The sequence below is a fragment of the Bacteroides sp. 90-K9/2 genome (assembly GCF_047310725.1).
Lineage (GTDB): Bacteria > Bacteroidota > Bacteroidia > Bacteroidales > Bacteroidaceae > Bacteroides > Bacteroides vicugnae.
Window position 1 is genome coordinate 254,235 of record NZ_JBCGVL010000002.1, and the last position, 15,947, is coordinate 270,181.

Consider the following 15,947-nt stretch of genomic DNA (forward strand, 5'->3'; position numbering starts at 1 on the left):
TCTGACAAGATTGGGTAATGTCTTATTTTTATAATGAGGAAAATTGTTACCTTTGTTATATCTTATATTTGCAATAAGATCAAATCTAATTTTTCCTCTTATGAAAATAATTAAAGCCGCCCGCATCGTTACCCTCATTACCGGACTAGTAGTAGCCGGAGTGTTCTTTTCATCCCCTGTTTCTGCCCAGGATATTTCGGGAACCTGGCATGGAAAACTTTCCATTCCCACCGGTTCATTGACTATTGTATTCCATATCAGTCAAACAGAACAGGGAACTTATGTGACGACATTGGACAGCCCCGACCAGGGAGCTAACGGCATAAAGACGCAGACTACTTCTTTCAATGATTCTATATTGACGATCCAGATACCCATTATCCATGCCTCTTACAAAGGAAAATTGGATAGTAATCAAACAATCAGTGGGACGTTTACACAGGGAATGCCTATTCCATTGAATTTGGAAAAGGGAGAAGCCGGTCGCCCCAAGCGCCCGCAGGAGCCTCAACCGCCTTTCCCTTACAAAAGCGAAGAGGTCATTGTGAAGAATGAGCAGGATGACATCAACCTTGCCGGAACATTGGCTCTTCCCCAAAAGGGAACTAAGTTTCCGGCAGTGGTTATGGTGACAGGGAGCGGTGCACAGAACCGGGATGAAGAAATCATGGGACACAAACCTTTCCTCGTCATCGCCGATTATCTGACCCGGAACGGAATTGCCGTACTTAGATGTGATGATAGGGGAACTGCCGCTTCACAAGGTAATCACGCAACAGCTACCAATGAGGATTTTGCCAGAGATACGGAGGCTGCTATCAATTATCTGCGCAGCAGAAAAGAAATTAATGCGAAGAAAATCGGTATCATCGGACATAGTGCGGGCGGAATCATTGCATTCATCGTTGCAAAAAAAGATCCGTCGATCGCATTTGTCGTTTCATTGGCAGGGGCCGGTGTGAAAGGTGACAGTCTGATGTTGAAGCAGGTAGAGTTAATATCTAACTCCCAGGGAATGCCGGATGCAGTCTGGCAGGGGATGAAACCGTCTATACGAAACAGGTACGCCATACTGCAACAAACGGATAAGACTCCCGAAGAGTTACAGAAAGAATTATATGCAGACATTACCCAAACAATGTCTCCCGAACAATTGAAAGATTTAAATACCATCCAGCAGATATCTGCACAAATCAGTTCGATGACTTCTCCGTGGTATCTGCATTTTATGCGATATGATCCGGCCGAAGACTTGAAGGAACTAAAATGTCCGGTTCTGGCACTAAACGGAGAAAAAGACATTCAAATGGATGCCGCCATGAACCTGACCGCCATCCAAGAAAAAATCACTGGAAATGGAAATACAAATGTAACTATCAAAGCCTATCCCTACTTAAACCATCTGTTTCAGACTTGCGAAAAAGGAACACTGGCAGAATACGGGCAACTGGAGGAAACCATCAGCCCGGAAGTTTTAAAAGATATCGCGGAATGGATTCTAAAGCAAACGAAATAGTCGCTTTATCCATCTTCCAACCTCCCGGCAATCATCTTGCTACACACTAGCATTGTATAAATTGATTTAAATCAAAATCGTCCGGTCTGAACTCACCTTGAAAGATTTTGTTTTACCTTTGCAGCCGAAATAAAAAAAGCGGCAGGTAAAAAGGTAAAAAGCAACAGGTATTAGGTAAAGTTTGGTATGAAGAAGAGTCTTATTGCATTGGCGTTCGGTACACTGGGATTGGGTATTGCCGAATTTGTGATGATGGGAATTTTGCCCGATGTGGCAAAAGATTTAGGTATTAGTATTCCTACCGCAGGGCATTTCATATCTGCTTATGCATTAGGAGTCTGTGTCGGTGCCCCTGTACTGACATTGGCCCGCAAATATCCATTAAAACATATTCTGTTGGTATTAGTTACCTTGATTATGATAGGTAACATCTGTGCGGCTATGGCTCCCAATTACTGGGTGCTACTCGTTGCCCGTTTCATCTCCGGCTTACCTCATGGCGCATACTTCGGAGTAGGCTCTATTGTTGCCGAGAAACTGGCCGATAAAGGTAAAGGCTCGGAAGCCGTCTCCATCATGATTGCGGGAATGACCATTGCCAACCTATTCGGTGTACCTCTGGGAACTTCTTTAAGTACCATGCTTTCCTGGCGTGCCACCTTCCTCTTAGTCGGCATTTGGGGAATTGTTATCATGTACTATATCTGGCGATGGGTTCCCCATGTAGAAGGTTTGCAGGACACCGGCTTTAAAGGGCAGTTCCGTTTTCTTAAAACTCCGGCTCCGTGGTTGATTCTCGGTGCTACAGCCTTAGGAAACGGCGGTGTATTCTGTTGGTATAGCTACATCAATCCGCTGCTTACCCATGTGTCCGGCTTCTCCACAGAAAGCATTACGCCTTTAATGATCCTTGCCGGTTTCGGTATGGTGATGGGAAACCTGATTAGTGGCCGTCTCTCCGACCGTTACACTCCCGGAAAGGTGGGAACTGCCGCACAAGCACTCATCTGCATGATGTTATTGCTTATTTTCTTCCTTTCTCCATACAAATGGGCAGCTGCCCTGTTAATGTGCCTTTGTACGGCTGGACTGTTTGCTGTATCCAGTCCGGAACAGATATTGATTATCCGTGTAGCAAAAGGAGGAGAAATGTTGGGAGCAGCCTGCGTACAGGTTGCGTTCAATCTCGGAAACGCCATCGGTGCCTATGTAGGCGGACTGGCTGTTAGTGGCGGATACCGTTATCCTGCCCTGACAGGTGTACCGTTTGCCTTGATCGGATTCACTTTGTTCTTGATTTTTTATAAGAAATACCAGGCAAAATACTAAAACTCTATCAAAATACCTATCTTTGCAGTCAGATTATCGATAACTAAATAAAACGAAATAGATAAATGGCATTGCAATGTGGTATTGTCGGACTACCGAACGTGGGTAAGTCGACTCTTTTCAACTGTTTGTCGAACGCAAAGGCACAAGCGGCAAACTTCCCTTTCTGTACAATTGAACCGAATGTAGGTGTAATTACCGTTCCTGACGAACGTCTGAACGCACTGGCTGAATTGGTACATCCCCAACGAATTGTTCCTACAACTGTAGAAATCGTAGATATCGCCGGACTGGTGAAAGGCGCAAGCAAAGGTGAAGGACTGGGAAACAAGTTCCTAGCCAATATCCGTGAAACAGATGCAATCATCCACGTGCTCCGTTGTTTCGATGACGACAACGTGACACATGTAGACGGTAGCGTAAACCCCGTCCGTGACAAAGAAATCATCGACTACGAACTTCAATTGAAGGACTTGGAAACGATTGAAAGCCGTATCCAGAAAGTACAGAAACAGGCGCAGACAGGTGGAGACAAAGCTGCAAAGTTAGCTTATGATGTACTTGTCCAATACAAAAATGCTCTGGAACAGGGTAAATCTGCACGTACAGTGACTTTCGAAACGAAAGACGAACAAAAGATTGCTCACGAACTGTTCTTATTGACCAGCAAACCGGTGATGTACGTTTGCAACGTTGATGAAGCAAGCGCAGTGGGTGGCAACAAATACGTAGATATGGTGCGTGAAGCTGTAAAAGACGAGGATGCTCAAATCCTGATTGTTGCAGCCAAGACAGAAGCGGACATTGCCGAACTGGAAACGTACGAAGACCGCCAGATGTTCCTTGCCGAAGTAGGCTTGGAAGAATCAGGTGTAGCACGCCTTATCAAATCAGCTTATAAACTATTGAATCTTGAAACCTATTTCACAGCCGGCGTGCAGGAAGTACGCGCCTGGACTTACGAAAAGGGATGGAAAGCTCCTCAATGTGCTGGTGTTATCCATACTGACTTTGAAAAAGGTTTTATCCGTGCCGAAGTTATCAAATACGAGGACTATATTCAATACGGATCGGAAGCAGCTGTGAAAGAAGCCGGAAAGCTGGGTGTGGAAGGAAAAGAATATATAGTGCAGGACGGAGACATCATGCATTTCCGTTTCAATGTGTGATTATCAATAATCACCAACGACTCATTAATTATTAATTCGCTAATAACATGAAGTATCTCATCGCAGGAACTGGAGGTGTAGGCGGCAGTATCGCAGGATTTTTGTCGCTGGCAGGCAAAGATGTAACCTGTATTGCCCGTGGTGCTCATTTGCAAGCAATACAAACGGATGGTTTAAAACTGAAGTCGGATTTAAAAGGCGAACATACGCTCCGGATTACGGCAACTACCGCTGAAGAATTCAATGGAAAAGCGGATGTGATATTTGTATGCGTAAAAGGTTACTCGGTCGATTCTATTGTAGAACTCATTCAAAGAGCCGCTCACAAAGACACGGTTGTCATCCCCATACTGAATGTGTATGGAACAGGACCGCGGATACAGAAACTTGTTCCGGGAGTTACCGTTCTGGATGGTTGCATCTATATTGTGGGTTTTGTATCCGGCACAGGAGAAATCACCCAGATGGGGAAAATATTCCGGTTAGTGTATGGCGCTCATCGTGGCACTATCGTTAAAACCGGATTACTGGAAGCCATCCAACAGGATTTGCAGGAAGCAGGTATCAAAGTAGACCTTTCACCGGATATCAACCGGGATACATTTATCAAATGGTCGTTTATTTCTGCAATGGCTTTAACAGGGGCATACTACGATGTTCCGATGGGTGAAGTTCAAAAACCGGGAAAGATACGGAATACATTCATCGGACTCACTACAGAGAGCGCTGCTTTAGGAAAGAAGCTAAGTGTGGAATTTCCGGAAGACCCTGTCACTTACAATCTGAAAATCATCGATAAACTGGATCCCGAAAGCACTGCTTCCATGCAGAAAGATCTGGCACGCGGACACGAATCCGAGATACAGGGACTGCTTTTCGATATGATTGCAGCAGCCGAAGAACAAGGGATTGACATACCGACCTACCGGATGGTTGCAGAAAAATTCAAAGAATAGCCACTAGAGAAAGAATGAAACCTATTAAATAAATAATACTACCAAGCCTATGTATTCACTTCTCAACATCAACTGGAACCCGAATCCCGAACTATTCAACCTGTTCGGTATTTCTATCCGTTATTACGGATTATTGTGGGCAGTAGGAATATTCTTTGCTTATGTTATTGTTCACTACCAGTTCCGGGATAAAAAGATAGAAGAAAAGAAGTTTGATCCGCTTTTCTTTTACTGTTTCTTTGGTATTCTGATCGGCGCCCGTCTGGGACACTGTTTATTCTATGATCCGGGATACTATCTGTCACATTTCTGGGAAATGATTCTTCCCATCAAGTTTATGCCGGATGGAAACTGGAAGTTTACCGGATACGAGGGATTGGCCAGCCATGGTGGCACACTAGGATTGATAGTCGCACTTTGGCTGTATTGCCGCAAGACAAAGCTCCATTATATGGATGTATTGGATATGATTGCCGTAGCCACTCCAATCACAGCCTGTTTCATCCGCCTTGCCAACCTGATGAACTCCGAAATCATCGGCAAGCCGACTGATGTACCCTGGGCGTTTATATTCGAGCGTGTAGATATGCAGCCCCGTCATCCGGGACAACTTTACGAGGCTATCGCCTATCTTATCCTATTCTTCATCATGATTTATCTGTACAAGAATTACAGTAAGAAACTGCACCGCGGCTTCTTCTTCGGACTTTGTTTGACTTACATCTTTGTCTTCCGCTTCTTCATCGAGTTCCTGAAAGAGAACCAAGAAGCATTTGAAGACCACATGATGTTCAATATGGGCCAATGGTTAAGCGTTCCATTTATCATCATAGGCGTTTATTTCATGTTCTTCTATGATCGGAAGAAAGTAGAAAAGAAATGAAACATATCATAGATATAGAAACTTGGGGAGCGGACAGGAAAAGCAATCACCAAAGAAGGCAAATTAGTAATGCCTATCGCTATGACCATTCATCATGGATTTATAGACGGGCACCATCTTTCATTGTTTTACAGGAAAGTAGAAGAGTTACTAAAATAAAGCACAAACAAGGATTAGCATTCTCCCCCATTGCTTCATATTACAGATTTTAAATTAAGGGGAAATAATTATTTCCCCCTGACTATCTTCTTGATATCATTCAGCTTATTCAATGCTTCAATCGGAGTGAGATTATTCACATCCAAATTCAGAATCTCATCACGAATCTGGCAGAGAATCGGATCATCCAGTTGGAAGAAACTTAACTGCATCCCTCCACGGTTCTCGCTCACTTCCGTCAACGGTTTACCGGAAATTCCTTGTTGGCGATTGTCAGATTCAAGCTGCTTCAGTATCTCATTGGCACGTTTCACAATACTTTTCGGCATACCGGCCATCTTTGCCACGTGAATACCGAAAGAGTGCTCACTACCACCCCGCTCCAGCTTACGAAGGAAGATTACCTTATTATCAACTTCTTTCACCGATACATTATAATTCTTGATACGTTTGAAGGATTTCTCCATCTCATTCAACTCATGATAATGCGTAGCAAATAAGGTACGTGCTTTAGCTTTCGGATGCTCATGGATATGCTCTACGATTGCCCAAGCAATGGAAATACCGTCATAAGTAGACGTACCACGACCCAACTCATCAAACAACACCAGACTTCGGGAAGAAACATTGTTTAGAATATCTGCCGCTTCATTCATCTCTACCATGAATGTTGATTCTCCGACCGATATATTATCACTCGCTCCTACACGAGTGAATATCTTGTCTACCAAACCGATGTGCGCACTCTCCGCAGGAACAAACGAACCGATTTGAGCCAATAACGTAATTAATGCCGTCTGACGTAAAAGCGCAGACTTACCGGCCATGTTCGGACCTGTAATAATAATAATCTGCTGCGTAGTATTGTCCAGCATCACATCATTGGCAATATACTTCTCACCGATAGGAAGCTGTTTCTCAATCACCGGGTGACGCCCCTGGCGGATATCCAATACATCATTATCTTCAATAATCGGACGGATATAACGATTCTCACGAGCCACATTGGCGAATGACAACAGACAATCCAGGCGGGCAATCTGATTCGCATTAATCTGTATCTGGGGAATAAACTCCGTCAATGCCTGTACCAAATCCGTATATAGCTGCGTTTCCAGCACCAGAATCTTATCTTCCGCCCCTAAAATCTTCTCTTCATATTCTTTCAATTCCTGCGTGATATAACGCTCTGCGTTGACCAACGTCTGTTTACGAATCCATTCGGGCGGAACTTTATCCTTATGTACATTACGGACTTCAATATAATAACCGAACACATTATTGTAAGCCACTTTCAAACTCGGAATACCCGTCCGTTCGCTTTCGCGCTGCTGTATCTGAAGCAGATAATCCTTTCCTGAATACGAAATCCGGCGTAGTTCGTCCAAATCCGCATTCACCCCGTCTTGAATCACTCCCCCCTTATTAACAGCCAACGGCGGGTCATTCTTAATCTCTTTGGCAATCCGGTCGCGAATAGTGACACAAAGGTTCAACTGCTCCCCTATCCAGTTCAGACTTGCGTTATCGGCCTGGATACATGCCAACTTTATCGGCTCGATAGCCTGCAAAGCCACCTTCAACTGAACCACCTCACGAGGTGATACACGCCCTACAGCAACTTTGGAAATGATACGCTCCAAATCGCCTATCAGATGCAGCTGCTCTTCAATCAGTTCCTTAAAGTCCGGTTGACGGAAGAAATACTCTACCACATTCAACCGTTCGTCAATCGGCTTCTTATCCTTCAAAGGAAAGACCATCCAGCGCTTCAGCAAACGTGCTCCCATCGGGCTGATTGTCCGGTCGATGACATTCAGCAAACTGCTTCCGCCATCATTCATATTGCCAATCAACTCAAGGCTGCGCACCGTAAACTTATCCAGACGAACGTATTTGTCTTCCTCAATACGGGCCAAAGAAGTGATATGTCCAATCTGTGTATGCTGCGTCATCGTGAGGTATTGCAGGATAGCGCCGGAAGCAATGATACCATTCTTCAAGTGTTCCACGCCGAAACCTTTCAGGTTCTTCGTCTCAAAATGCTTCAGCAACTTCTCACGGGCAGTAGTCTCCGTAAATACCCAGTCATCAAGCTCGAAGGTAAAGAACTTGCTGCCGAAATTCCCCTCAAACATCAGGCGTTTGCCACGTTCAAAAAGAATTTCCTTCGGGGCGAAGTTGTTCAACAGTTTATCAATATAATCAAAAGGTCCTTCTGCAGTTAGGAATTCACCGGTAGAAATATCAAGAAAGGCAACCCCACAGGAAGCTTTCCCGAAATGAACGGCAGCCAGGAAGTTATTTTCTTTATAATTCAAGACATTATCATTGATAGAAACACCGGGAGTCACCAGTTCGGTAATGCCACGTTTCACCAATTTTTTCGTCATTTTCGGATCTTCCAACTGGTCACAGATAGCGACACGCTTTCCGGCGCGAACCAATTTCGGAAGATAAGTATCGAGAGCGTGATGTGGGAATCCCGCCATCTCAACAGTCTTTCCTTTTCCGTTAGCACGTTTCGTCAATGTGATTCCTAATATTTCCGATGCAACGATGGCATCCGTAGAATATGTTTCATAAAAGTCACCGCAACGAAACAGCATCACTGCATCCGGATGTTTTGCCTTCAAATCCAGAAACTGTTTCATCATCGGGGTGAGGACGATTTCTTCTTCGTTCACGGTTCTCTCCTTTTCTTTTTTATTTAGGGTAAACAATTGCAATATCTTTGCAAAGATAACGGTTTTTCGGCAGAGAATCAATGGCATTCTCCAATTCAATTTTCACAATTAGTGTTGCATACCATCAAAAAAAGAGGGTTTATTTCTTAACAAGTAGGAGAAAAATATTAAAACGTGTTATAAAACATACTATTTTTCTTGGATAATTTGCTAATTTCCCAATAGTCCGTATCTTTGCAATGTGTTTTTCATAGTATTAGATTTAAGGTTAACAAAGGTTGGAGCAAGGCGTTGCTCCTTTTTTTATGTCCGTACGTTTCACTTCCCCATAAATTGCAGTCAAATCCTCTTTATTTTACCGAGCCTTTCTTTCTGCCTGATAGACTCCAAATATAATGCAACCTGCTCCCAATAATGTAATCCACGTGATTTGTTCGTGAAGAATGATTACGGATGCCACCATTGTCACCAACGGATTGAGATAGATATAATTGGAAGCTCTAACAGTTCCCAACTGTTTTAAGACCACATTCCAGAGGACATAACATATCAAGGAAGCCAGAACAGCCAGAAACAAAAGATTGGATAATACAATCGGTTTTAAAAGTATGTCAAGATCCGGTTGTAGCGGATGAAGAAGAAAGGCGGGAAGTATGGTCAATACTCCATAAAAGAATATCTTGCGAGTGATAAATACAGTGGGGTAACGCCCCGTCATTTTCTTTATCACCAAACTATAAAATGCCCACGACAGGGCAGCAAGTAAAGTAAGCAAATCCCCTACCGGAGATAATTTAAGTACAAAACTACCGTTGAAGACCACCAGTCCCACTCCGATTAAAGCTAATATGGAACCATAAACCAAACCTTTGGTGGCTTTTTCACTCTTATAAAAGAGAAGGGAAAGAATGGTGGTAAGCAAAGGAGCTGTGCAAATGATGAAAGCTACATTAGATGCTTGCGTGATTCCCAAAGCTGTATTCTCGGTAAAGAAATAGAGTGAGCCACCGAAAAGACCTCCTGCCATCAACCAAAGTTCGTCTTTCCAATTACCCGCAAACAGACGTTTGGGAGAAATCACCCAAATGCCCAGATAAGCAATGAGAAAACGATAAAAGAATATCTCTTGAGGGGTCAGTCCGTGATTAATCAGTACTTTGGTTGATATAAAGGTCAGTCCCCAGATAGCAACTACAAGTATCGCAATCAGATGGTAATATCCATGCTTCAATTCCATAGTGATGGTGATGTTTTTTAATAGAGTGCAAAGATAGCGAGAAGTTATGGAATGTTTGTTTGGAGAAGTAACAAAAAGCCCGTACCTTTGTTTATGTTCAAAGAAAGCTCCTAAAATAAGGAATAAGTTATGGAAAAATATACAGCACCGGACAGAAAACGTATCCCCTATGGCATGATGAACTTTGCAGTAATCCGCCGCGACGACTGTTATTATGTAGACAAAACCCGGTTTATACCCATGATAGAAGAGGCGGACAAGTTTTTCTTCTTTATTCGCCCGCGCCGTTTCGGCAAAAGTCTCACAGTAAATATGTTGCAGCACTATTATGATATACTTGCCAAGGATAAATTCGAAGCGCTGTTTGGCGACCTTTACATCGGAAAGCATCCTACGCGCGACCGGAACAGCTATCTGGTACTATACCTCAACTTCTCCGGAATAGTAGGCGAACTGCACAACTATCGCAAGGGACTGGACGCGCATTGCCAAACAATGTTCGACTACTTCTGCGATATTTACGCCGACTATCTCCCCAAAGGCATCAAAGAAGAACTCAACAAAAAAGAAGGGGCTGTCGAACAATTTGAATACCTGTTCACAGAATGTAATAAGACCAACCAACGTATTTACCTCTTTATTGACGAATACGATCATTTCACCAACGCCATTCTCTCTGATATAGAAAGCCTGCACCGTTATACGGACGAAACGCATGGCGAAGATTATCTGCGTGCCTTCTTCAATAAAATTAAAGCCGGAACCTATTCCAGTATTGAACGCTGTTTCATTACCGGCGTAAGTCCCGTGACAATGGACGACCTCACAAGCGGTTTCAACATCGGAACCAACTACTCGCTCACACCGGAATTTAACGAGATGATAGGTTTCACAGAAGAAGAAGTCCGCCAAATGCTTACCTATTATTCCACCACCAGTCCATTCAATCACAGTGTAGACGAACTGATAGAAATAATGAAACCCTGGTATGACAACTACTGCTTTGCAGAAGAATGTTACGGTGAAACCACTATGTACAACTCCAACATGGTACTCTACTTCGTCAAGAATTATATTCAACGAGGCAAAGCCCCCCGGGATATGGTAGAAGACAATATCCGTATCGACTACGAAAAATTACGTATGCTCATCCGGAAGGACAAAGAGTTTGCACACGATGCCTCCATCATACAAACATTGGTGAGCGAAGGCTACGTCACCGGAGAACTGAAAAAAGGTTTTCCTGCCATCAATATCACCAACCCTGACAACTTTGTGAGTCTACTCTACTATTTCGGTATGCTCACCATTAGCGGCACGTATAAAGGAAAAACCAAACTCACCATCCCCAATCAGGTAGTCCGCGAACAAATCTACACCTATCTGCTAAGTACCTACAACGAAGCCGAGCTCAATTTCAGCAGTTACGAGAAAAACGAACTTGCCAGTGCCCTTGCCTACGATGGCTCTTGGAAAGCTTACTTCGGCTATATTGCCGACTGTCTGAAACGCTACACTTCCCAGCGCGACAAGCAGAAAGGCGAATTTTTTGTCCATGGCTTCACACTTGCCATGACAGCACAAAACCGTTTCTACCGCCCCATCTCTGAACAGGACACACAGGCAGGTTATGTCGATATTTTCCTTTGTCCGCTACTGGATATCTATTCCGACATGAAGCACAGTTACATTGTGGAACTGAAATATGCCAAGTATAAAGACCCCGAAAGCCGCATAGAAGAACTGCGACTGGAAGCTATTGCTCAAGCCAATCGCTATGCTGACACCGATACGGTGAAGAGAGCAGTCGGCACAACACAGCTTCATAAAATCGTAGTTGTATACAAAGGAATGGATATGCCGATATGCGAAGAGGTTTAATACAAAAAAGGAACTCGCATTACAAGCGCATCATGCAAAAAACAGATAGGCTAACAATATGAAAAAATCAATAAAACGTTTGCCCAAACGCACGCAAGAAGAGTTGGCGGTGCTGCAAGAACTGATATTGTCGAATCTTTCGAACGTGCGTATGATTATCCTGTATGGAAGTTATGCGCGGGGAAAATATGTCATCTGGGATGTAACATACGACGGGTGCGGAGGAGGTACTTACTACCAAAGTGATTTGGATATTCTGGTGATATGTGATACGGGAGATGCTACTAAAGCAGAAAGACATGCGCGCGAGGTTATCGTCCCCAAATATGATACACGAATGGAAAGGAAACGGCATCCGGCACCTCCTAGTATTATTGTAGAAACCCCGACGACCATTAATCGAGCTATAAGAAGGAAGCATTATTTCTTCTATGAGATTATAAAAGACGGCATTCTGTTGTATGACGACGGTACGTTTCAGATTGGCAAACCGGAGAAGTTGCCGTATCGGGAGATTAAGCAATATGCGGAAGAAGAATATGAAGAATGCTTTCCCTTAGCAGAAGGATTCTTAAGACATGGCAAACTAGCCTATGAAGATAGAGACTATAAATTAGGTTCTTTCTTGTTACATCAAGCCTGCGAACGCTTCTACAAAACATTTACGCTTGTGTACAGCGGCATTCGCCCTAAATCTCATGAGTTAAAAGTGCTAGGGGCGATGGCCAGAAGCCGTTCACGAGAATTCGCAAATGTGTTTCCAACCAATACTTTCGAAGATTATAAAGCGTTTGATAAATTATGCAGGGCATATATCGAAGCGCGATACAACCGGCTATTCACCGTTAGCAAAGAGCAATACGAGTATATGCTGGCACGAACAGAGGTGCTGCGCGAAGTGACTATTCGGGAATGTGCCGCACGCATAGTATATTACGATGAGATGATAGAAAAAGAAGAGAAAGAAAAGATATAAACCGTATATCGTAAATATAGTACGATAACCTTTACAGTTCCCCATTCTTGTACAATTTGTTTTCCAGATATCTCCCTTTTTAAATAGTAAATACATGACATACATTTTGCCAAAACAAGAGAAAAGAAGGTATGTCAAAACCTTTAAATAAAGAATTGAAAGTGTGTCAAAACGCAGATTAACGCAAATTATCGCAGATTATTTCAATTATATTGATATATTAATCAATGACTTATAAAATTATTTCTGCGATAATTTGCGTTAATCTGCGTTTTATTATTCATTATGACCCTCAATCACGTTAAAAGAGAGTTTCGATACACCTCCTTACTATCAAATTCCTACATGAAAAACTATTTGGTCACCTTGTAAGTTCCACTTCCATAGTCTTTTGACTTCATCTCTCCGGGAAGGGTTACGGTAGCGGTAACACCCTTAGGAATGGTGAATTCCCAAATCCAAGTGTCACCCTCGTATTTCCAGGCGCTCTTGATGAGTCCGGCGGCGGAACGGTATTCGGCAGTTACGTGTCCCAATCGCTTGTCTGGAATGGGTTTCATAATGATATGCTTGAAGCCTGGGGTGGCAGGATCGGCTGCAATGCCGGCAACAGTTTCCCAAATCCATTCACATACGCATCCGTAGGCATAATGATTGAAGCTGTTCATACCACGTGGTCCCATTCCCTTATCTATCATATAGCTGTTCCACCTTTCCCAAATAGTGGTAGCTCCATTGTCCACAGAATACAGCCAACTTGGGTTCTTACGTTGGAAGAGTAGTTCATAGGCAATGTCTTCCATGCCATTCTCCGTGAGGGTGGCCATAAGGATAGATGTGCCCAGGAATCCGGTCTGCAAGCAAAGGTCGTGTTGTGCGAAGTTTTCGCGCAGGCGGTCTATCATCTTCGCTTTGGCTTCGCCTTCCACAAGCTGGTTTTTCAGGGCGAACAGAGCAGGAGTTTGCATGGTGTTGAGGATGGCGGTTTTGAAAGTGCCGTCTTCGTTGAGGAAGTTCTCTTTGATGTATGCTTTTGCCAAGTCGCCCATTTGCTGGTATTTGGTGGAATTGCGACCGGTAGCGGTAGCCATGTCGCGCATCATGAAAGCATCTATCACCCAGTAGGAAGCACTTAGATAGTTCCAGTAGCTAATGGCATCAGGAAGCGGACCTTGGGGAGAGAAAGCCAGTCCGCTACAGCTTTCCAGCGGTTCGTAGCTCAACCAGTCAGCCCATTGGTAGTTGCCATTCTCGCTGCAGAGCGTCTCGTGGTTATACTTGGTGTCGTTGATGTGGTTCATAAACAGGTCCATGGCATTCCAGTTCTCCTCAATGATTTGCGTATCTCCGAATTGTTTCCACACCGTCCAAGGCACAATGATTCCGGCATCGGCCCATCCCAAACGCATTTTCTCATCACCGTATTGTGCTAAGGGAGCCACTCCGGGGAATCCGCCCAAACTGTTCTGGGTGTCGCGCATGTCACGCATCCACTTGTGAAAGAACTTCATGGTGTTAGCAAAGAACGTACCGGTTTCTGCAAACACTTGTGTATCTGCTGTCCAGCCCAGACGCTCGTCGCGCTGCGGACAGTCGGTGGGTATGGACAGGTAGTTGGATAGCTGTCCCCAATAAGTGTTGGAGATGAGCTTGTTCACAAGGTCGTTGCCTGTGGTGATAGTGCCGGTCTCCAGTTCCTTTGTGATGGAAGTGACGGGAATGGATTTCAACGACTTGATGGCGACATTTCCGGTGGCAGTTATGGAGACGTAGCGGTAGCCGAAAAAGGTGCAGTGAGGATAGTAGGCCACATAATTATCTCCGGCAGCAAAGGTGTAGTTCAGGCGGATGCCGGTGTGGGGAATACGCAGGTTTTCGCGGTGGCAGCTTCCTTCCGGACCGTCCATGCCACGAATCCTGGCACCGTTGCCGTCATTGAGCAACTCTGCGGGAAAGCAAGTCAGCACTGTTCCCTCGGCGGCTTTGAATACGAAAGAGGGTATGCCGGCACAGTTTTGCCCGAAATCCACCACTAATGTCTCTCCCGGACTTATGGTCATCTCCGTGCCCGATGCGAACTCACGGGCGATAATCACTTTACCGAACTCGTTTTCTTTCGCTCTTTCTATCTTCTTCCAAATGTATGCTCTGACAGGAGCGAGGGCGAGATCGGTGCGCAGATAGACCTCCGCTCCGTCCGAAGGCAGAATGTCACCAGAAAATTCGGTATTCTCTTCGGGTGTGGAGAGTTTGTCCACACATTCGTAGCCCATCGGTTCGCGTGCATCATACTCTTCTCCGTCAAAGATGCCGGCATGTTTCACCGGACCGGCAATTCCGGCTTTCCAGTTTTCGAGGTCGGTACCGTAGCACTTCTTAGTTCCGTCAGAAAAAGTCAGTTCCAATACACCGCGGAAGGCACACTTTTTGCCTATCATGCCGTCATATCCTCCGGGGGTTATGATTTTGTCAGCCCACCATCCCGGTGTCACCTGTACGGAGAGCATGTTGTCGGCGTTTGGCTTGGTACGGATGACGTCTGTGATATCATAGGTGAAAGAACGTTTGGTCTTGGCATAGTGTGTGAAGCCCGGTTTCAGGAATTCTCCGCCTACGGGTTTCCCATTCACATACAACTCGTAAACTCCCAGTCCGGCGGTCATCCACTTGGCAGAGATGACTTTCTGTTCATTTTTCACGGTGGACACGAACCAACTGGCACCATCGGCTGCGCGACCGTTGTTATGTCCTTTCACTACAGGAGCGTCTACTGCTGAAATCCATTTGGATTCGTTCCAGGCCGACGCTTCCAATGCGTGAGTACGTTTTCCGACTTCAGTTGCGTTTATCAGTCCGCTATTCGAGAAAAGCGCGAAAATCATTACCGGAACAAGATTCGCAAAACAATGGAAATTCATTTTCATACTTATATGTATTTTTTAGTATTAAAAGATTAACTTAGAAGTGCTGTTTTATGGGACTTGCACAACAAAATTACAGAATTATATGATATGACAGACGATTTCTACATTTTTTTTGACTCAACAATGGTTTCTGTTCAATCTGAAGCTTTTTACGTTGGAGAATCGATTATCGGGCAAAACAACGACATATTGTAAAATAATATAATCAACGCATTCGCTAGTTCTATTGT

The 15,947-nt window shown here is 44.2% G+C and carries 10 protein-coding genes and 1 pseudogene; 8 read left to right on the forward strand and 3 right to left on the reverse strand.

The annotated features are described in order from the left end of the window. The first annotated feature begins 100 nt into the window (after positions 1 to 100). The 6 genes and pseudogenes from AAHJ11_RS08470 to AAHJ11_RS08495 all read left to right on the forward strand — a co-directional run. A complete protein-coding gene (locus tag AAHJ11_RS08470; RefSeq protein ID WP_413579344.1) occupies positions 101 to 1,516 on the forward strand; it encodes an alpha/beta fold hydrolase in 1,416 nt (471 codons plus the stop codon). A 186-nt stretch (positions 1,517 to 1,702) separates the two neighbouring features. Continuing rightward, entirely contained in the window at positions 1,703 to 2,845 is a 1,143-nt protein-coding gene (gene araJ, locus AAHJ11_RS08475) for an MFS transporter AraJ (protein WP_148367677.1), read from the forward strand. A 65-nt stretch (positions 2,846 to 2,910) separates the two neighbouring features. Then, positions 2,911 to 4,014, forward strand: a complete 1,104-nt coding sequence (gene ychF, locus AAHJ11_RS08480) for a redox-regulated ATPase YchF (protein WP_195648712.1) — start codon at positions 2,911 to 2,913, stop codon at positions 4,012 to 4,014. A 47-nt stretch (positions 4,015 to 4,061) separates the two neighbouring features. Further along, positions 4,062 to 4,970, forward strand: coding sequence for a ketopantoate reductase family protein (locus tag AAHJ11_RS08485; RefSeq protein WP_413579345.1), 909 nt, complete (start codon positions 4,062 to 4,064; stop codon positions 4,968 to 4,970). 49 nt (positions 4,971 to 5,019) lie between these two features. Next, positions 5,020 to 5,853: a prolipoprotein diacylglyceryl transferase gene (gene lgt / locus AAHJ11_RS08490; protein ID WP_148367680.1), complete on the forward strand. Its 834-nt coding sequence runs from the start codon at positions 5,020 to 5,022 to the stop codon at positions 5,851 to 5,853. Positions 5,854 to 5,910: 57 nt separating this feature from the next. After that, positions 5,911 to 6,012: pseudogene (locus AAHJ11_RS08495) on the forward strand (chloramphenicol acetyltransferase); the annotation flags it as partial. Positions 6,013 to 6,080: 68 nt separating this feature from the next. On the opposite strand, the gene mutS reads toward AAHJ11_RS08495, so the two are convergent. Then, positions 6,081 to 8,669: a DNA mismatch repair protein MutS gene (gene mutS / locus AAHJ11_RS08500; RefSeq protein ID WP_195648810.1), complete on the reverse strand. Its 2,589-nt coding sequence runs from the start codon at positions 8,667 to 8,669 to the stop codon at positions 6,081 to 6,083. 385 nt (positions 8,670 to 9,054) lie between these two features. Further along, the gene (locus AAHJ11_RS08505) at positions 9,055 to 9,936 is read right to left on the reverse strand and encodes a DMT family transporter (RefSeq protein WP_148367681.1); all 882 of its coding nucleotides are present in this window, start codon (positions 9,934 to 9,936) and stop codon (positions 9,055 to 9,057) included. 129 nt (positions 9,937 to 10,065) lie between these two features. Between AAHJ11_RS08505 and AAHJ11_RS08510 the strand changes: the two genes are divergently transcribed. Next, entirely contained in the window at positions 10,066 to 11,817 is a 1,752-nt protein-coding gene (locus AAHJ11_RS08510; RefSeq protein WP_413579346.1) for an AAA family ATPase, read from the forward strand. A 58-nt stretch (positions 11,818 to 11,875) separates the two neighbouring features. Next, entirely contained in the window at positions 11,876 to 12,793 is a 918-nt protein-coding gene (locus AAHJ11_RS08515) for a HEPN domain-containing protein (RefSeq protein WP_320974713.1), read from the forward strand. 353 nt (positions 12,794 to 13,146) lie between these two features. Here AAHJ11_RS08515 and AAHJ11_RS08520 read toward each other — a convergent pair whose 3' ends face one another. After that, positions 13,147 to 15,717, reverse strand: coding sequence for a family 78 glycoside hydrolase catalytic domain (locus AAHJ11_RS08520; protein ID WP_148367684.1), 2,571 nt, complete (start codon positions 15,715 to 15,717; stop codon positions 13,147 to 13,149). Positions 15,718 to 15,947 lie beyond the last annotated feature (230 nt).